Source organism: Acutalibacter intestini, assembly GCF_034334985.1.
In the GTDB taxonomy this organism is placed as follows: Bacteria; Bacillota; Clostridia; order Oscillospirales; family Acutalibacteraceae; genus Acutalibacter; species Acutalibacter intestini.
On sequence record NZ_JAWXXL010000014.1, the window covers coordinates 68,737 to 85,867 of the forward strand.

Annotated in this window: 20 protein-coding genes and 2 pseudogenes; 13 read left to right on the top strand and 9 right to left on the bottom strand. The window is 51.3% G+C overall.

What is annotated here, in order from left to right:
- Positions 1-35 precede the first annotated feature (35 nt).
- From U8U68_RS11530 to U8U68_RS11565, 8 genes are all read right to left on the bottom strand, one after another.
- On the bottom strand, positions 36-233 hold the full coding sequence (locus U8U68_RS11530; protein WP_322200950.1) for a hypothetical protein: 198 nt from the start codon (positions 231-233) through the stop codon (positions 36-38).
- Between the two features lie 687 nt (positions 234-920).
- Positions 921-2,921 (bottom strand): methyl-accepting chemotaxis protein, encoded by a 2,001-nt coding sequence (locus U8U68_RS11535; protein WP_322200951.1) that lies wholly within the window; start codon positions 2,919-2,921, stop codon positions 921-923.
- A 557-nt stretch (positions 2,922-3,478) separates the two neighbouring features.
- Positions 3,479-3,778, bottom strand: a complete 300-nt coding sequence (locus U8U68_RS11540; RefSeq protein WP_322200952.1) for a hypothetical protein — start codon at positions 3,776-3,778, stop codon at positions 3,479-3,481.
- Between the two features lie 11 nt (positions 3,779-3,789).
- Positions 3,790-3,927, bottom strand: a complete 138-nt coding sequence (locus U8U68_RS11545; protein WP_322200953.1) for a hypothetical protein — start codon at positions 3,925-3,927, stop codon at positions 3,790-3,792.
- 70 nt (positions 3,928-3,997) lie between these two features.
- Positions 3,998-4,663, bottom strand: coding sequence for an HAD family hydrolase (locus U8U68_RS11550; protein WP_322200954.1), 666 nt, complete (start codon positions 4,661-4,663; stop codon positions 3,998-4,000).
- A gap of 170 nt (positions 4,664-4,833) precedes the next feature.
- Complete coding sequence (locus U8U68_RS11555) at positions 4,834-5,403, bottom strand: N-acetylmuramoyl-L-alanine amidase family protein (protein WP_322200955.1); 570 nt, start codon at positions 5,401-5,403, stop codon at positions 4,834-4,836.
- Between the two features lie 46 nt (positions 5,404-5,449).
- Positions 5,450-7,015 (bottom strand): recombinase family protein, encoded by a 1,566-nt coding sequence (locus U8U68_RS11560; RefSeq protein WP_322200956.1) that lies wholly within the window; start codon positions 7,013-7,015, stop codon positions 5,450-5,452.
- On the bottom strand, positions 7,012-8,547 hold the full coding sequence (locus U8U68_RS11565; RefSeq protein WP_322200957.1) for a recombinase family protein: 1,536 nt from the start codon (positions 8,545-8,547) through the stop codon (positions 7,012-7,014). The genes U8U68_RS11560 and U8U68_RS11565 overlap by 4 nt, the downstream gene beginning before the upstream one ends.
- A gap of 234 nt (positions 8,548-8,781) precedes the next feature.
- Here U8U68_RS11565 and U8U68_RS11570 point away from each other — a divergent pair, with 234 nt between their 5' ends.
- The 9 genes and pseudogenes from U8U68_RS11570 to U8U68_RS11610 all read left to right on the top strand — a co-directional run bounded on the left by U8U68_RS11570 (position 8,782) and on the right by U8U68_RS11610 (position 14,321).
- A complete protein-coding gene (locus tag U8U68_RS11570) occupies positions 8,782-9,765 on the top strand; it encodes a DUF6017 domain-containing protein (protein ID WP_322200958.1) in 984 nt (327 codons plus the stop codon).
- Positions 9,766-9,796: 31 nt separating this feature from the next.
- Positions 9,797-10,018, top strand: a complete 222-nt coding sequence (locus tag U8U68_RS11575) for a DUF5348 domain-containing protein (RefSeq protein WP_002569164.1) — start codon at positions 9,797-9,799, stop codon at positions 10,016-10,018.
- 41 nt (positions 10,019-10,059) lie between these two features.
- Positions 10,060-10,536 (top strand): PcfB family protein, encoded by a 477-nt coding sequence (locus U8U68_RS11580; RefSeq protein ID WP_322200959.1) that lies wholly within the window; start codon positions 10,060-10,062, stop codon positions 10,534-10,536.
- A complete protein-coding gene (locus tag U8U68_RS11585) occupies positions 10,533-12,341 on the top strand; it encodes a VirD4-like conjugal transfer protein, CD1115 family (RefSeq protein ID WP_322200960.1) in 1,809 nt (602 codons plus the stop codon). The genes U8U68_RS11580 and U8U68_RS11585 overlap by 4 nt, the downstream gene beginning before the upstream one ends.
- Positions 12,328-12,498, top strand: a complete 171-nt coding sequence (locus tag U8U68_RS11590) for a hypothetical protein (protein ID WP_002569167.1) — start codon at positions 12,328-12,330, stop codon at positions 12,496-12,498. Before U8U68_RS11585 ends, U8U68_RS11590 begins: the two co-directional genes overlap by 14 nt.
- A 407-nt stretch (positions 12,499-12,905) precedes the next feature.
- Positions 12,906-13,058 (top strand): annotated as a pseudogene (locus U8U68_RS11595) (Maff2 family mobile element protein); the annotation flags it as partial.
- A gap of 70 nt (positions 13,059-13,128) precedes the next feature.
- Entirely contained in the window at positions 13,129-13,491 is a 363-nt protein-coding gene (locus U8U68_RS11600) for a helix-turn-helix domain-containing protein (protein WP_430384531.1), read from the top strand.
- Positions 13,451-13,828 carry a TnpV protein gene (locus U8U68_RS11605; RefSeq protein ID WP_120439322.1) on the top strand — a complete coding sequence of 126 codons (378 nt, stop codon included), beginning with the start codon at positions 13,451-13,453 and terminating at the stop codon, positions 13,826-13,828. The genes U8U68_RS11600 and U8U68_RS11605 overlap by 41 nt, the downstream gene beginning before the upstream one ends.
- A gap of 55 nt (positions 13,829-13,883) precedes the next feature.
- On the top strand, positions 13,884-14,321 hold the full coding sequence (locus tag U8U68_RS11610) for a hypothetical protein (RefSeq protein WP_044911291.1): 438 nt from the start codon (positions 13,884-13,886) through the stop codon (positions 14,319-14,321).
- Positions 14,322-14,415: 94 nt separating this feature from the next.
- Here U8U68_RS11610 and U8U68_RS11615 read toward each other — a convergent pair whose 3' ends face one another.
- Positions 14,416-15,222 carry a helix-turn-helix transcriptional regulator gene (locus U8U68_RS11615; protein ID WP_172497268.1) on the bottom strand — a complete coding sequence of 269 codons (807 nt, stop codon included), beginning with the start codon at positions 15,220-15,222 and terminating at the stop codon, positions 14,416-14,418.
- Positions 15,223-15,706: 484 nt separating this feature from the next.
- Between U8U68_RS11615 and U8U68_RS11620 the strand changes: the two genes are divergently transcribed.
- The 4 genes and pseudogenes from U8U68_RS11620 to U8U68_RS11635 form a co-directional block, all read left to right on the top strand.
- Positions 15,707-15,895 (top strand): hypothetical protein, encoded by a 189-nt coding sequence (locus U8U68_RS11620; RefSeq protein WP_120409703.1) that lies wholly within the window; start codon positions 15,707-15,709, stop codon positions 15,893-15,895.
- Positions 15,892-16,233, top strand: a complete 342-nt coding sequence (locus U8U68_RS11625) for a replication initiator protein A (protein WP_120409702.1) — start codon at positions 15,892-15,894, stop codon at positions 16,231-16,233. The genes U8U68_RS11620 and U8U68_RS11625 overlap by 4 nt, the downstream gene beginning before the upstream one ends.
- Positions 16,226-16,522, top strand: coding sequence for a DUF3847 domain-containing protein (locus tag U8U68_RS11630; protein WP_120409701.1), 297 nt, complete (start codon positions 16,226-16,228; stop codon positions 16,520-16,522). The genes U8U68_RS11625 and U8U68_RS11630 overlap by 8 nt, the downstream gene beginning before the upstream one ends.
- 294 nt (positions 16,523-16,816) lie before the next feature.
- Positions 16,817-17,014: pseudogene (locus tag U8U68_RS11635) on the top strand (TfoX/Sxy family protein); the annotation flags it as partial.
- Positions 17,015-17,131 lie beyond the last annotated feature (117 nt).

Sequence of the window (17,131 nt, forward strand, 5' to 3'; positions counted from 1 at the left end):
TATTTTTAGACAAGCCCTAATTTCTGCCAATCGTTTTACACGTCCAAGCCCAACTTTTCCGCTACTTCTTCGGGAGAAAGGCCGGCCTCTTTGGCCTTTGTCAGTACAGAACGCATACTTACCGGGTGCAAAAGCTTTTGCCGCTGCTGCTCCAGCGCCTCAATTTCCATTTTCTTTTTCTCAATTTTCTGCTCTAATAATTCCAGCCGTTCTTCTCTTGTTTTTGCAGCCATGGCGTTCACCTCATCAAATGATTTGTAAAATTGCGCAATTTTATCTGGCGCTTGCCGGCAAAATGAACAGCGGGCAGCGGCCCATGCGCTGCGCACATTATACCGCAAAAAGAAGAAAGTGTCAATAAAAACAGATCGAAATTTACGATAGATTCTATAAAATTTTCCGTTTTATTTAAGGCGGCGGAATGAATAAGAGGTAGAGCGGCTTTGCCGTCTTAGGGAAAAAGGAATCGTTTCAAGCTGTATAAACGATATTCGGAAGCTTCTTCGGAGAAGCCCCTTTTGATGATGGAAACTCGTTTTTATTGGCGAAAAGAAGATCCTGGACAGAGGGTTTATTTCTGTCCAGGATCCACTAAAAATACGGTTTTGGCCCCATACAAGGACATCCCAGAGAAAGCCGCCTAGACCTTGTTTGAAAATAGGAGAAATGACGGGATTTTGCCCAGAAGATGGTCCATTTCAAGAAAAAACCACAAGTTCATTACGAGGGGTCTTGACGCGGAAAGGGGCCCGCTTATGAGCAAAAAGACGACGGGTTCGATATTTCAAACAGGACCTTAAGGGAAGCGCTCGCCGATTCTTGGCAAAAAAAGCTTTTATAGCAAGGGCTCATTCAGGGGTCGGAATGCCGCCGCTTTAGCTTTTGGGCTGCGGCGCCAGTGCCACGGGGATTTCCAGCGCCTATTTATTCCCCTTGATCTTAAACGTGGCCACCAGCTCTTTCAGCATTTCAGCCTGCCCAGAAAGCTCTTCGCTGGCCGTGGCGCTTTTTTGCGCGGTGTCCACGTTGCTCTCTACCACGTGGGAGATTTGGTCAATGCCATGGGAGATCTCCGCGGCGTCTTCGGCCTGTTTTTCGGTGTTTTGGGCTATATCGTGGATGAGGCCGCTGACCTGCTCCGCCTGGTCCATCACTGCCAGCATAGAGTCGGAAGTTTCCCGGGCGGCCTGGGTGCCCTCTTCCATAGATTCTACGGTTTCGCTTAGTAAGGCCGTGGTTTCTCGGGCTGCTGCTGAAGATTTTCCTGCCAGGGCCCGCACTTCATCGGCCACCACGGCAAAGCCTTTTCCAGCCTCGCCCGCCCGGGCGGCTTCCACAGCGGCGTTTAGGGCTAGGATATTGGTCTGGAAAGCGATATTGTCAATCTTTTTTACAATGCCGTTAATTTCTGTGGATTTGTCGCTAATGCGCTGGATCACATGGTTCATGTTTTCCATTTTGGCGCTGCTTTCCAGCAGGCCCTGCTTCACCTGTTCCGAGATACGGTTGGCCTCTTGGGCGCTGCCGGCGGTTTCTTGTACGCTCTCGGACATAGAGCTAATGTGGGAAGCCAGCTCCATCACTGCGCCGGCCTGCTCCGCCGAGCCCTGCGACAGGGATACCGCCCCGCCGGATACCAGCTGGGCGCCCGCGGCCACCTCTTGCGAGGCGGTACGCAGCTGGCCAAGGGTGTCACTAAGCCGGTTGGAGATCTCCTCTAAAGAGACCTTCAGTTTTTCGAACTCGCCGGTATATTGATTTTCCAAGGTGAAGTCCAGGTTTCCCCCAGCAATCTCCTTTAACCGCAGAGAAATTTCATCTATGTACTGTACATAGTCCCGCAGCCGCAGGGTGGTGCGGTTGAAGTTTTCCGCCAGCACCCCCAGCTCGTCGCCGGACTGGTATTTTATGGTCTGGTCCAGGTCGCCTTCCGCAATGCGCGCCGCAACCAGGCTTAGCTCTGTCACAGGCCGGCCGATAATCCGCCGGGCCAGGATGATCACCAGCAAAATTAAGGCGGCCACAGTGGCTAGCGCCACAGAAACCATCATGGCGGTCAGCTGGTGCAGGTCTGAGAGAACCTCGGCCCTGGACACATAGGCCACGGCGGCCCAGTCGCTGTCCGGCACGTTGGCCACCTGGATATAGGTGTTTTCAAACAGGGAAAGACCGGTTTTGCCTGTGCTGATCTGCTGGGCGGCGTAGGCGTACATGTTCCCCTGCACCTGGTCTAGCTTCTGTCCGACAATCTCTGGGTCCCGGTGGCCAATAATGGTGCCGGTGCGGGTATCCACCAGGAAAATGCCCCCGGTTTTTTCCAGCTGTATTACGCCGACGATTTTGGAGATGGAGTCCAGGTACACATCAGCGGCAGCCACGCCGCGCACCTCTCCCTGGGCGTTCTTCAGCACGCCAGAGGCCCCCACCACATAAGACCGGCTGTCCTCGTCAAAATAGACGTCCCCCAGAATGAATTTTTCAGAGGCAATGCCGTCCTGGTACCAGCTTTTGGAGGCCGCGTCAAAGTCTGGCCCGGGCACAAAGCTGGCGTGGTACAGGGAACCGTCCGTTAGGGCCACATACAGCCCGGCGGGATAGGCCTCGTTCTGGCCCACGGTGTGCAGGATGTATTCTTTCATTTCCTCCAGATCCATGTCCTCATACGTAATGGCGTCCCGCTGCATTTCCAGCATGGTTAGAACCTTGTTCATCCAGGCGCTGGTTTCCTGAAGCGTTTTGTCTGTGGTTGTCTGCAAAAGGTTCTCGCTCTTTTCCAAAAGCGCGGCGGAAACTTTTCCATAGACCACTGCCAGCAGCGTCCCCACCGCCAGGACCACGCAGATTACAATGGCGGCCGTCAGCTTTGCCGTGACCCCTTGAATTCTGCGGACCCTTCTGCCGGCTGTTTGTGTTTGTTCCATGATTGCAACGCTCTCCTATCTGTTAATTTCCCCATCCGAACGATCTTTGACCAAGTCAAGAATATGAAATTCTACTCTTATAATTATATCCATTTGTTGGAAAGAGCGCAAGAAAAATTTTAGGATCTAATAAAATATCCCGCGCGGCGCTGCTTCAATACCAGAAAGCAGCGCCGCGCGGGATATTTGGCATAAATGTATCGTTAGAACAGGGTCAAAGCTGTTTTGCTGCGGGCAGAGGAACGCGGCCGGCTCGTGGGAAAAACAGGGGAGTCTTTTTGCTTTCAGGCAATCCCGCAGAATTCTAAGTACCGTATTGCGCAGTCAGATTTTTCTTCAGAGGGTACAGATTGAGCTCCGTCAATCTTACGATTGAGAAGCGAAAGCTGTGCGCTATCACGGAAAACCTGCAAGCAAGACGGTGCTTAAGGCTCCAGCCGCGAATGGTGCGGGGTTGCCTTAAACAAGCCCTAGGGCTCCCCGTCCTCCTCATACCCAAGAATGTCCCCTGGCTGGTCTCGGACATTTCCGGGCCCGGCGCCAGCACCGCAAGACTGCTAAAGGCAAACTGCACCTCTAGTAATGGCCACGAGAAAAATGCCGGCCTGGCGCAGCATGCGCACATTAGCCGTTTGGAAAGGGGTCTTGCCCACCGGGAATTTGGTCTGGCCCTGGGTGGTGCGCAGAACCAGGTGCACGTTGCGGAACACCCAGGCCATCAGTTCCAGGGTCATGGCCCCTGCCGGCAGGAAGATTCTACAGGCCCCGTTGTGAATTGAGCCGTCCGGGTTGCCGAATACAATGGAAAAGCCGTGCACACGGATGGACTCGCCTGGGGCGGGCGCGCTTGCTACCAAAGCGCCGGGAATCAGCCCCGGTCCCCCCAAAACAGCACCAGGCCCACCACCATGCATCCGGCACCAATGTGGCAGGCCACCTCTAGAATCTTTGTAATCGGTGTGACAATGCGGGTCGGCCGGTCCGTTCTCATATTCCGCTGTGACACATAATAAAGACTCCTCCGCTTGGTTTGTGTCTCCATTATAGCCCGGGATATATTGTTTGTTTACTGAAATTTATTGTTTTTCCATAATTCCTTCCAGCTGCGCCGGGTCCCCCGCCAAATACATGGCCCCGCGGGCCAGCAGCTCTTCCCGGTCCCGAAATCCCCACAGCACCCCGCAGGAGTCCATCCCCGCGCGGCGGGCGGTGTCCATGTCCACGCCGCTGTCGCCAATATAGAGGGTCTCCTGGGGGGAAACCCCCAGCTCTTTTGCCAGGGCCAGCACAGCAGCGGGGTCTGGCTTGGTGGGAAATTCCGGGCGCTGGCCATAGGCGGCATGGAGCACGCCGCCATACAGCTCTCTGGCAATGGCCTGGGTCATGTCGTCTGGCTTGTTGGAGAGAACCGCCAGCTTTCGGCCCTTTTGGCGCTGACGCTCCAAAACCTCAGGCAAGCCGGGATAAGCCCCCACCAGGGCCAGGGGGTCCGCGGCGTAAAGGCGGTCATACACGGCCCGAAAGCGGCGGCGCTCTTCTGGAGAGAGGGCCGCCCCCACCCGGCGCAGCATCCGGTCCATCAAAACATCAGCCCCGTTGCCCACCAGCAGCCGGTAATCCGCCACCGGAATGGAGGGAAAGCCAAAGGCCTTTAGGGCGCTGTTGCCAAAATAGGCAATGGAGTGCAGGGTGTCGGCCAAAGTGCCGTCTAAATCAAAAATACAGGCGCGGTAGGGGGTCATAAACAGAGTCCTTTCTATTCAGGAAATAGGGCCCGTCCAGGGCTGTTAAAAGCTTGGGAACGGGCAAGCTCTATTATATTCCTGATAGAGGGAAAAATCAAGACAGGGAGGGAAGGGGGCGGACGAGACGGCGAAACTTTTCCCATCTGTTCGTCGGAGCCGCGCTCTGGCTACCGGTTAGTGGGGGAGAAACCGAAATAGCTAAGCAGCCCGTAATAAATGCCTCGGGCAAAGTCCGGCTGGTTGTCCCGCAGCTTTTGGGCGTCGGAGCGGTTGGTCAGGTAGCCCAGCTCCACCAGCACGGCGGGCATTTTTGTTTTTCGCAGCACATACAGCGAGGGGTTCAGCCGCACCCCGTTATTCCGGGTGCCCGCCTGTTCTACCACCGCGTTAAGGATGTGCTGGGCCAGCCAATAGGCCTGGGTGCCCTCTTGGTAAACATAGACTTCGCTGCCGTTTATAGCGGGGTTGCTGTTTGCGTTGCAGTGGATGCTGATAAAGTAGTTGGCGGGCCAGCTGTTGGCCATATTGACCCTGGCCTGTAGGCTGGAGGCGTTGCTGGTACCCAAAGACTCGGTGGGCGTGTTGCGGGAAAGCCGGGCCTCAAACCGGGGGTCGTCGTTTAAAAGGCCCGCCAGGTCTACCCCCACGTTGTAGGTGACGTCCTGCTCCCGCAGGCCGTTGCCCTCGGCCCCGGCGTTAACGCCCTGGGGGTTGTGGCCCTGGTCTGCTGATGTCAAGCCCGGAACAAAAATTTTCTCAACTTTTTTGTCTGAGGGCGTTGAATCAGGTCGCCATAATGTTGTCCTGATATTTCCACACGACCTCAAAACGACCATGTGGGTAGACAATGACCTCCTTCAGCAACTCCGGGATGATTACGTCGGAAACCTCGCCAACTTCATGAAAGCGCTTGAAGTTAATGACAAATGAATCCTCCCTAGCTTCGCTCTCCGTATCCAGTAGGGCTTGCAGCTTGGCGATCTGTGCAGAAACTTTTTCATTTTGTGTACTCAGCACCGCTTTTCTGGCTAGGTAGTCCTCCTTACCTACCTCCCCCAGCGCGAAAGCCTCATACAGTTCACGAATCTGGCGGTTTCTCAGGAATTGCGCCTCTTGCAAAGCAGATATCCGTTTCAGCATAGCTTTTGCATTACCTTGAGCTACCTTGCGTTGCTCGGACAACATCTTCTCTCTGTCCAAAGCGACTTCCGCTTGAATACGCAGGCTTTTTAGGATTTCAGCCAGCACATCTCCTTCTGGTATATAAACTTCTACACAGTCGGAAGAACTCAAAAACTGTGCTGTTTTGCAAAAGAAAAACCTTTCCTTCCCCCCTGACCGGCTCAGGCTATGACCGCACACCCCGCAGCGGATTTTGCCAGCCAATGGATAGTGCTTCGCAGCCAAAGGGTGCTCTTTAAACATCCGCAAAGCCGCCTGCGCCCGGTCAAATTCCTCTCTGGTCACGATAGCATCATGAGCGTTCGCAACCGCCACCCAATCCTCCCGGCTGACCTTTACCGTGTGGGTGCTGCCCACAACGTCCCGCTTGCGCCTGCCGTAGGTGCTTGTGCCGATGTACCGCTCGTCCCGGATGATGGTCGTGACGATAGCATCTGTCCAGAAATTGTCCTCTTGGACGCTTGACCAGCGTGTCCGGGAACAGCCCGCCGCCCGTTTGTAGAGCATGGGGGTCAGGACGGCTTCATCGTTCATCATCCGGGCAACCGTGACCGCGCTGTGGCCCTCTGCTATCAGTCTGAAAACACGGCGTACGACCTCTGCCGCCGGCGGGTCAATGATTAACTGATTGTGATTCTCAGGATTTTTCTGGTAACCATAAGGCGCAAACGGAGCCACAAAGTCGCCCCTCTGCGCCCGAAAGCGCTTGGCGCTCTTGACCTTTCGGGAGAGGTCCCGGCTATATAAGTCGTAGAGCAGGGCCTTGAATGAGGTGTCCAAACTGTCCACATCGCCGGGGTTGGCGCTGTCCAGGCCGTCGTTCACAGCGATAAACCGCACACCCATGAAAGGAAAAATCTTGCTGATATAGGTTCCTACGGTGAGGTAGTCGCGGCCAAACCGGGAGAGGTCCTTCACCACAATGCACTGGATTTTGCCCCGCTTGACCTGTTCCAGCATGGCCCGAACGCCAGGGCGCTCGAAGTTTTTCCCGCTCCACCCATCGTCGCAGAACTCAACAACTTCTGCCTGGGCAAAATCATCGTGTCGGGCAATGAAAGAATCCAGCAGGTTCCGCTGGTTGGCAATGCTGTTCGATTCTGTCTTGCCCGCCTGTTTCAAATCCCGGTCCTCATCAGAGATGCGCACATATTTTGCGACGGTCATAGAACCACCGCCTCCTCCGCTCCATCCAGCAGGCGCTTTAGGGCTAGGTACTCGTCCCGATATTTCAGCGTGATTTCCACCCGGTTGTCAGAATAGACTTCCACCCGCTCAATGAGGGCGTGTGCCAACTCATCCGTTAACTCCATTTGCCCACAGAACTGCCCGAAGGTTTTCAGCCAGGGATTGTCGCTGGCCTGCCGTTTCTGTTCAGCCTGTTGGCGTTCCAATTTAGCGATTTCCGCCTGTACCTGTTCCATTTCAGCGCGGTACTGGTTCCGCAGCTCCGTGTATTCCCGCTCGTCCATCAGTCGGTCAACATAGTTCTGGTAAAGGCTGTCAAACAGGGATTTGCTACGGGAGAGCTTACGCTCTGCGGCGGTAATCTGACGTTCCAGCATATCATACTGGAGAACGGTTTTAGAGGAATGGGCATACTCTTCCACCAGCTTTTGCGTGTCAGCGCACAGTTTGATTTCCCGCTGCAGAGTGGCCCAAAGAATTTCTTTTAGCTTTGTTTCATGTAGATATTTCTTGGGGCAGGCCGTAATATCGGCGTGATGAGTCTGGCAGATGTAGACATAGTAGAGATTTTTGCTGTTGTTGGTGACCTGCTTATAGCGCACCATAGGCTTGCCGCAGTCGGCGCAGAAGATAAGCCCGCGCAGAATATTGGGCGTACTGCCCAGGTGGTCGTGATTGCCGAGGCTCGCGTTGTAGGCTTGGCTGGCCTTATCCGACATGGCCCGCACCGCCCGAAAAGTGTCCTCATCTATCAGCGGATCATGGGTATTCTCCACAATGATCCAGTCGGATTTTTGTGTGCGCTGCTGTTTCCGGCCCTGGCATAGACCGGATTTTTTTCGTCCCTGCACCGTGTGGCCCAGATAGACAGGGTTTTCAATGATGCCCTTAATGGTGAAAATATTCCACCGTGCATTGCTGTAACGGTCGGTTTTGAGCTGCCCGATTTCCCGCCGGTACTGCGCCGGGGTGGGGACTTTCTCATCATTCAGCCGCTTGGCAATTTTGTTATAGCTCATGCCGCCCAGCCGCAAGTCGAAAATTTCCCGAACAATGGGCGCGGTAGTCGGATCAGGTTCGATTTTGTGCTTATCCTCCGCACACTTCCGGTAGCCATACGCTGCCCAGGAGCCTATGAACTCTCCCTCTCTCTGCTTGACGGCCAGGGCGCTGCTCACCTTGCGGGAGATATCCCTGCTGTACGCCTCGTTGATGATGTTCTTTAGCGGGACGATATAGCCGCCCTGGGAGCGCTCGGCGGTGAGGGTGTCAAAATTGTCGCTGACCGCCACAAAACGCACATCCAGAAACGGGAAGATGCGCTCCAAATAGTTGCCTGTTTCCTTGTAGTTCCGGCCAAACCTGGACAAGTCTTTCACCACAATGCAGTCGATTTTCCCGGCGCGCACATCGTTCATCAGCCGCTCAAACTCCGGGCGCTGGAAAGCTGACGTTAGATAACGATACTTTTGAAAACACTGGAAAATCAAGGTTTTTCGAGCGACGGACAAGCAGGGTATTGTACTAAAAACTGAATACGACGCAGAAGCGGCGTTTCTTACTCTCTACATGGGAGAACAGGAACGCCGCTTTTTTCATGCCCTTTGTTACGCAGTAGGGGCAGAAAAAGCCTTGCTACAAGCGGTTTTGCGGGTGTGTATCTGGCGCGGCAAGGGATTTATACCTTATTCCCCGAAACCGCGCTTCTACTGCGTAACAAATCCAAAGCAAAGGAGCTATGAACTATGGCAGTTTTCAGAGTGGAACGGAACAAGGGCTACACCGTAATGAGCAACCACCACCTACGCAACAAGGAGCTTTCCCTAAAGGCAAAGGGGCTGTTGTCGCAAATGCTGTCACTCCCCGAAGATTGGGACTACACCTTGAAAGGCTTATCCCTTATCAACCGGGAGAAGATAGACGCTATCCGCGAAGCCATTAAGGAACTTGAACGCGCCGGGTATATCGTCCGTTCAAGGGAGCGCGACGAGAAAGGACGCTTGCGGGGCGCGGACTATGTGATATTCGAGCAGCCGCAGCCGCCTACGCCGGATTTACCAACATTGGAAAATCCAACATTGGATAATCCAACACAGGAAAAACCAACATTGGAAAAACCTACGTTGGAAAATCCAACGCAATTAAATAAAGATATACAAAGAACTGACTTACCAAAAAAAGAAAAAATAATTACTGATGAACAAAGTACCCATTCCATTCCTATCCTTTCCCCTAACCCCTCTCCTTGCAGAGAAGCGGCTACGCCGCCGGAACGGAAAGGAACGGAAGCGACAGCACAGAGCGCAGTTGATATATACCGGGAAATCATCAAGGACAATATCGACTACCACATTCTCAAACAGGACATGAAGTTTGACAGTGACAGGCTTGACGAGATTGTAGACCTCATGCTTGAAACGGTATGCACCGCAAGGAAGCGGGTACGGATTGCGGGGGACGACTACCCGGCAGAGCTTGTAAAGTCAAAGTTTATGAAACTGGACGGCGAGCATATCCGCTTTGTGCTTGACTGTATGCGGGAGAACACAACCAAAATCCGCAACATCAAGCAATATCTGAAAGCAGCCCTTTTCAATGCCCCGTCCACAATCGGCAACTACTACCCTTCCCTTGTCGCCCACGACATGGCAAGCGGCGCACTGGCACCGAAGAAGCCGCAGTATGGCGACCCGGACTATTATTCATTCAAACCGGGCGAAAGCCTGTAACCACCCACAACCACAAAAGGAGGATTTTATTATGGCACAGAAAATGACAGGAGCATTGGTATTTGACGAGCGCACCGACCGTTACGACATCCGCTTTGACTTAAACAGCTACTACGGGGGCTTGCATTGCGGCGAGTGCTTTGACGTATTCGTGCGGGGCAAGTGGAAGCCGACCCGGATTGAGTATGGCGACAACTGGTATCTTGTGGGTATCAGAGCCGAGGACTTGAACGGGCTGCGGGTGCGTATCTGACCGCCGCCCCATAAAAAAACGCGAAAGGAGGACGCGAGGAATTGCAGGACGAAGTAAACGAAAAGACCATAGCCCTTTACATCAAGACCGGGAAGCTGACCGCGCAGACGCTCCAAAAGGCAATGAAAGCCATATTGTCAAAGGGCAAGAAAGAGCTTTCCAAACCGCCACAGGGCAAGCAGAGCTTGAAGCAGCTTATGAAGCAGAACGCGGGTGTTTCCAACATTGAGATTACAAAAGACAATATCAAAGCCTTTGAGAGTACGGCGAAAAAGTACGGTATCGACTTTGCGCTGAAAAAGGACGCGACGGAAAGCCCGCCCCGCTATCTGGTTTTCTTCAAGGGGCGGGACGCGGACGTGCTGACCGCAGCCTTTAAGGAATTTTCCGCAAAAAAGCTGACACAGGAGAAAAAGCCCTCAATCCGAAAGCTGCTCTCTACCCTCAAAGAAGCTGCACAGGGCAAGAACGCGGAACGGGCAAAGGTCAAGAACAAAGACAGGGAGGTATCGCTATGAAGCCGGAAATCAAGAAGCTGCTTATCTTAAATCTCCCGTATCTGCTCTTTGTCTGGCTCTTTGATAAAGTGGGCGCGGCTGTCCGGCTCTCCCCCGGCGCGGACGCAAGCGCAAAGCTGCTACATCTTGGGGACGGTTTTACCGCCACCTTTTCCAGTATCGCGCCGAGCTTCCACCCGGCAGACTTAGCTTTAGGCATTGCGGGGGCGGTCATTGTCCGGCTGATTATCTACACCAAAGGCAAGAACGCGAAGAAATACCGCCGCGGGACAGAATACGGTTCGGCGCGTTGGGGCGGGGCTGACGACATAAAGCCGTACACCGACCCGGTATTTGAGAACAATATTCCCTTAACACAGACGGAACGGCTCACCATGAACAGCCGCCCGAAGCAGCCGAAATACGCAAGAAACAAAAATATCCTTGTAATCGGCGGTTCCGGCAGCGGCAAGACCCGGTTCTTTGTGAAACCGTCGCTCATGCAATGTACGTCAAAGGATTTTCCAACGTCGTATATCGTCACAGACCCGAAAGGAACACTGATTTTGGAAACCGGGAAAATGTTACAGCGGTACAAATACCGTATCAAAGTGCTAAATACGATTAACTTCAAAAAATCCATGAAATACAATCCCTTTGCCTATCTGCGGAGCGAAAAGGACATTTTGAAGTTAGTCAATACCATTATCGCCAACACCAAAGGCGACGGGGAAAAATCCGGCGAGGATTTCTGGGTGAAAGCGGAAAAGCTCTACTACACCGCGCTAATCGGCTATATCTGGTATGAAGCCCCGGAGGACGAGAAGAACTTCACGACGCTGCTTGAAATGATAAATGCGTCGGAAGCCCGCGAGGACGACGAGGATTTCCAGAACCCGGTTGACCTCATGTTTGAACGTCTGGAAGAAAAAGACCCGGAGCATTTTGCGGTCAAGCAGTACCGCAAATACAAACTTGCGGCGGGCAAAACGGCGAAGTCGATTTTAATTAGCTGCGGTGCGAGGTTAGCCCCATTCGACATTAAGGAGCTGCGGGAGCTTATGGAAACCGACGAAATGGAGCTTGACACCATAGGCGACAGAAAGACCGCCCTTTTCGTGATTATCAGCGACACCGACGACACCTTTAACTTTGTCGTGAGTATTCTCTACACACAGCTATTCAACCTCTTGTGCGACAAAGCAGATGATGAATACGGCGGGCGGCTTCCCGTCCATGTTAGGTGCTTACTTGATGAATTTGCGAATATCGGGCAAATCCCCAAATTCGAGAAGCTAATCGCAACCATACGGAGCCGGGAAATCTCCGCGTCAATCATCTTGCAAAGCCAGTCACAGCTAAAAGCAATCTACAAGGACAACGCCGATACCATAGTCGGCAACTGCGACACCACGCTTTTCTTGGGCGGCAAGGAAAAAACGACACTCAAAGAAATATCGGAGATTTTAGGCAAGGAAACGATAGACAGCTTCAACACTTCCGAAACAAGGGGGCGGGAGCTTTCGCATGGGCTGAACTATCAGAAATTGGGAAAGCAGCTTATGACGGAAGATGAAATCGCAGTCATGGACGGAGGGAAATGTATCTTGCAGCTACGCGGGGTACGCCCGTTCTTTTCGGACAAATTCGACATAACGAAGCACCCGAAATACAAGTACCTGTCCGACGCAGACCCGAAGAACGCCTTTGACATGGAAAAACACCTTAAACGCCGCCCCGCCATTGTCAAGCCCGATGAAGTCTTTGACTATTACGAGATTGACGCGGCAGATTTACAGGAGGACGCAGACCATGAGGAAACGTAGCGCAGAGGAAAAACAAAAGCAGCTTGAACGGTTTTTAATGAATGTTGCGGAAGCCGCCGACGCTGCATTATGGGAGTATTGGCGGGAAAAGGAAGCGGAACACCGCCGTTTTGCAACGGAGTATGTCACGCGCCGGGGGCTTATCCCGCAACAGTGACAGCATGGCAGACCGCCGGGGGACAGGGGAAGCTACACTTCCCCTACGCTGCCTTGCGGCAGCTACCCCTTTGTGAACTTGCGGGAAGCGAACACCTTGCTACGCAAGCTATTCACTTCCCGCAAGTCTGAAAAAAACGTCCGGCAGCACAGCGGGACACAGAAAGGAGCGATTGAAGCAATCACATCTATCCATACCGGCTACATGATACGCGCCCCCACTTTCCGGCGCAGTACACAGCGGCAGGAGCCGCACCCCTTACAACTGAATACCGCCGCGCCGCAGAACTTACGCAGCGCGGGGACAGCCGCCTTTACCAGAGGGCGGTTTTTTTGTGCGGCGGCATATGCTGACCGCCTTTTGTCCGCTTGCCGGACAGCCGCAGACGCGGCAGAAAGGATATATTTATGGCATTTTTCAATAGCGCAGTAGACGTTTTGCAGACCCTTGTTGTAGCACTTGGAGCCGGGCTTGGTATCTGGGGCGTAATCAATCTGATGGAGGGCTACGGCAACGACAATCCGGGCGCGAAGAGCCAGGGCATGAAGCAGTTCATGGCTAATTAAAGGGAACAAAAAGAAAGGAAAAACCAATCCAGACGGTATCAGCGGCAGGCTACAAGAATAAATTGTGATTTCACAAGATTGGTGCTATAATAAGAGAAAAGTTCCTGCCGGGGCAGCCGCCCCGGTGGTATGGATAGGAAGGCAGGAAAGCAATATGCACATCAGCTATAAACCACTCTGGCATACACTGTTAGAGCGTGATATGAGAAAAGAAGATTTAAGGCTTGCCGCCGGTATGACAACGAATATGATTGCCAACATGAGCAAAGAGGGAAAGCACATCAGCATGGACACATTAGCCCGTATCTGCGAAACGTTGAATTGTGAGATTACCGATGTGATTGAGTTAGTACCAGACGAGCCTGCTTCCACAGGAGGTAAGGAACATGAGCGAATTGAAACCAAGAATAACAGAAAACGGAATTGATTATATCCTTGTCGGAGATTACTACATCCCAGATTTGAAACTGCCAGAAGAACACCGCCCCATCGGAAAGTATGGACGGATGCACCGGGAATATTTGAGAGAAGTCCACCCAGCCAGATTGAACACATTGATATTGACCGGAGAGCTATGGACATATCTTGCAGACCTGAACGAACAGGCACAGGAACGGTTAGACACTATCATGGAACAGATGAAAGCTACCGAGGGCGTGACAGAGGAATTAAAGCGCACTTCTCAAATGGAATGGGTGCAGCGGTGCAATAATATCCACAATCGGGCAGAAGAAATTATTTTGCATGAGATGATTTATGCATAACGGTATGGTAGAATGATTATGACAAATCTGAATTTTATAAGGAGTGAAAAGAAAAGTGTGTGAGGAATGTTACTCTGATGAAAATAGAATAACGCCTTTACTAAATCCGCTGGACTGTTTGGAGAACCACACTCAATATATTTGTGGAACTTGTGGACGGTGCATTTGTATCGAGCATGACCCAAATAGAGGATTGCAACGATGGAATTTTCCTTTTAAGTCATTGGAAATTGCAAAACTATATTTGCGAACAGCGGACTATACAACGAAAAGTGCGTGTGGTATTTATGAGATAGAGAACAATAAAGGAAGATTATCTTATAAAATATTTCCAGGGAATGATGAGTTAAATCTATTTTTGAAAAAGAATAAAGACAAGAAATGCAGGCAAATGATGCCTGTGTTTAGTGCTGGAAAGTATAAAGAATATCCACACACAGAAGTACGAAAATTGACGCCTGATGAAATAAAACAATATATGAGTGAACGCTAAATCCCAGCTTGTCGTTCTAAAAATTCAACTGAATAATCCCAGCAAAAACCGCTGCTACATGGAAGCCAACAAACCATGCAACAGCGGTTTTTCTTTATCGTTTTTTCCTCTGGCTGATAGGCGTTCCCATTTTCTTTGACTTTTTGAGAATACGAATGAGCCAGCGAAATTCTTCGTCTGACAGATTTTTATAGTTGATACCAAGCTGCTTGCAGTAAAGTACAACGAGCTTTTCATCCCGGCTGCCCTTGAAATTTTCGACCGCTTCCAGATTTTCTTTCAGTTCATCAGCAACGGTAGTCTGGGGCGCACTCTCACTGTCCTTTTTGTGGGCTTCCCGAATATCCCGGATAATCAGGTTGAGGTCATCCAGAACCATGTGACTGAAATACTCATCATCACTGATATAGGCGGCTTGCAGCACTTTCAAATGGGGGTCATCTTCGCCGGGGCGATACCGTTCAATGATTTCATGCCGGACGGTATCGACAAGGGCGTTGAGGTTCTGAATCTGCATGGTGGCAATTCCATCCACATAAATCTCAATGTCCGCAAGAAACTTGATAAAGTCCTTATGGGTGGCAAGTTCGCACAGCAGACGGTTGTTAATCCGACCGCTTTTCAGAAGTGCTACCATCTCATCACTCAAATGCAGCTCCCTTAATGGCGTGTTGATCTCCGCCCGGTTCTCTGTCCGGCAAAAGAGATAATCGAGGGACACCCCATAAAAATCTGCCAGCAGGATAAGGTTGCCATGATTGATTTCCTTATAGTCATCTTTTTCATAACTGCCAAGAGCCGATTTTGAAATACCCGTTTGCTCAGCCAGTTCTTCCAGTTTTAATCCTTTGTTTAATCGTAAATCTTTTAGCCGTTCCTGTATTGTAGTAGCTCCGTTCATTGAAGCAGTTCCCCCTTTCTGACGACATTTATAACCGTTGAATTGATTATACCATATCAATTCCGCAATCGTGGAAATTTCTGATTTTTACCCCTAATTCCTACTTTGTGGACATACGGCACAGGGCACAAAAATGTTCTATGATACAGGTAGTTCATCGATGGATTATTCCAATCGAATGACCAGCCTGTGTGGGATATGCTTCCCCGGCGATGTAGTGCCATGACTTTTGGCAGGGATGTGGAGGAACCCTGACCGAAACGAGCGTACCAAAGGGAGCGATACGCCGCTGTGAGATTCAGGGGAGGAACGACACCGGGGAGAACTGGCGAACTGACACCGAAATGATACCGAAACACGACAATCTGATAAGGGGATAGTCTACCCTATCGCTGATACTTCGGGAGATTTTAAGCGGCTCTATGACCGTAATTTTGCCGAAAATCGTCCCGAAACCATACACTAAAACGGGAGGAAGCGCAATATGCCGAGAATGAGCAAAAAGAGGAAGAATGAGCTTTCCTTTTACCTCAATGACCGGGGGCGTGTCACTTACAACGAATTATGCCGGAAATGCCAGCATGGGTGCAAGCAGAGCTTCCGGGCGGTTGTGATTGACTGCCCCCGTTATTTATCCAAACGAGCAAAGAAAAAGGAGGAACACACCGAATGAATTTTGAATTTATGACGATAGACACACCATTGCCGCCCTGTATGGCTTTTCCAAGAGCGTTGACAGGATTTCCGGTCAGCAGCACCGCAAAGGTCATGTACTGCCGGATGCTGGACGCTATGCTATCCAAAGGACAGGAGGATGAGAACGGAATCCTGTTTGTCTGCTTCCCTGTTACAGCCATTGCCGCAGTCCTGTCCCGTAGCTCTATGACGGTCAAGCGTTCTCTGAATGAACTGGAAACCGCCGGACTTATCATGCGGGTGCGTCAGGGCATTGGAGAACCAAACAGGATTTATGTGCTGATACCGGGAAAGGAGGACGCTGCCCTTGCCTGATACCTCAAAGCTGGAAAAGCTCAACCGGGAGTTGGAAAAAAGCGAAAAGAAACTGCGGAAAGCCATCAATGATGAAAAGGCATTGCAGCACCAGTTAAAGCAGCTTACTCGAAAGGAACGGACGCACCGGCTCTGTACCCGTGGCGGTATGCTGGAAAGTTTTCTGCAAGAGCCGGAACGCCTGACAGATGATGATGTCATGGTGTTGCTCAAAATCATTTTTCACAGGCAGGACACGCAGGAACTATTGAAGAAACTGCTGGAACGGGAGAAGCCGGAAAACCCTTAGTTTACTAAGGGCGCAATTATACACCACCCAGAGGTTGGTGCATTGCGTTCTCCGAAGGCTCCTCGCCGGAGGGCTTTGATTTTCCGCAGTCATGGTCTGCTCCAAATCATACAGGGGACGCTACGCTTCCCCTGCGCTGGCTGCCGCCAGCTACCCTTTTGTGGACTTGCCATCTGGGGACACCTTGCAATGCAAGCTGTTCCCAGCCGACAAGTTTCATAAAATATGCTATCTTTTCGATAAGCAATAAAGTATAATGAAGTCAGTAATAAATTTAGAAATTGAGGTAAAGTTATGGCATCCAGCAAAGAATATTTAGAATTTATTTTAGGTCAGTTATCTGGCTTGAATGAAATTACCTATCGAGCTATGATGGGCGAATTTGTCATTTATTATCGTGGTAAGATTGTAGGCGGTATCTATGATGATAGATTACTTGTTAAACCAGTAAAATCAGCAATAAGTTATATGCCAACGGTTTCGTATGAGTTATTACTCCCGCTCAAAAAGCTAGGAAAAAGAGAGGAAGAGTGATATAATAGGGATATGGAATATATCGATTTGCGGAAAGTGGGAAAAGAAGGGCTCAAGCAGATACGCAGTCAGGTG

Excerpts from the sequence above, each read along its gene's own strand:
- U8U68_RS11530 (WP_322200950.1), bottom strand. The coding sequence starts at position 233 with ATGGCTGCAAAAACAAGAGAAGAACGGCTGGAATTATTAGAGCAGAAA.
- U8U68_RS11535 (WP_322200951.1), bottom strand. The coding sequence starts at position 2,921 with ATGGAACAAACACAAACAGCCGGCAGAAGGGTCCGCAGAATTCAAGGG.
- U8U68_RS11550 (WP_322200954.1), bottom strand. The coding sequence starts at position 4,663 with ATGACCCCCTACCGCGCCTGTATTTTTGATTTAGACGGCACTTTGGCC.
- U8U68_RS11560 (WP_322200956.1), bottom strand. The coding sequence starts at position 7,015 with ATGACCGTCGCAAAATATGTGCGCATCTCTGATGAGGACCGGGATTTG.
- U8U68_RS11570 (WP_322200958.1), top strand. The coding sequence starts at position 8,782 with ATGGCAGTTTTCAGAGTGGAACGGAACAAGGGCTACACCGTAATGAGC.
- U8U68_RS11575 (WP_002569164.1), top strand. The coding sequence starts at position 9,797 with ATGGCACAGAAAATGACAGGAGCATTGGTATTTGACGAGCGCACCGAC.
- U8U68_RS11585 (WP_322200960.1), top strand. The coding sequence starts at position 10,533 with ATGAAGCCGGAAATCAAGAAGCTGCTTATCTTAAATCTCCCGTATCTG.
- U8U68_RS11590 (WP_002569167.1), top strand. The coding sequence starts at position 12,328 with ATGAGGAAACGTAGCGCAGAGGAAAAACAAAAGCAGCTTGAACGGTTT.
- U8U68_RS11605 (WP_120439322.1), top strand. The coding sequence starts at position 13,451 with ATGAGCGAATTGAAACCAAGAATAACAGAAAACGGAATTGATTATATC.
- U8U68_RS11615 (WP_172497268.1), bottom strand. The coding sequence starts at position 15,222 with ATGAACGGAGCTACTACAATACAGGAACGGCTAAAAGATTTACGATTA.
- U8U68_RS11620 (WP_120409703.1), top strand. The coding sequence starts at position 15,707 with ATGCCGAGAATGAGCAAAAAGAGGAAGAATGAGCTTTCCTTTTACCTC.
- U8U68_RS11625 (WP_120409702.1), top strand. The coding sequence starts at position 15,892 with ATGAATTTTGAATTTATGACGATAGACACACCATTGCCGCCCTGTATG.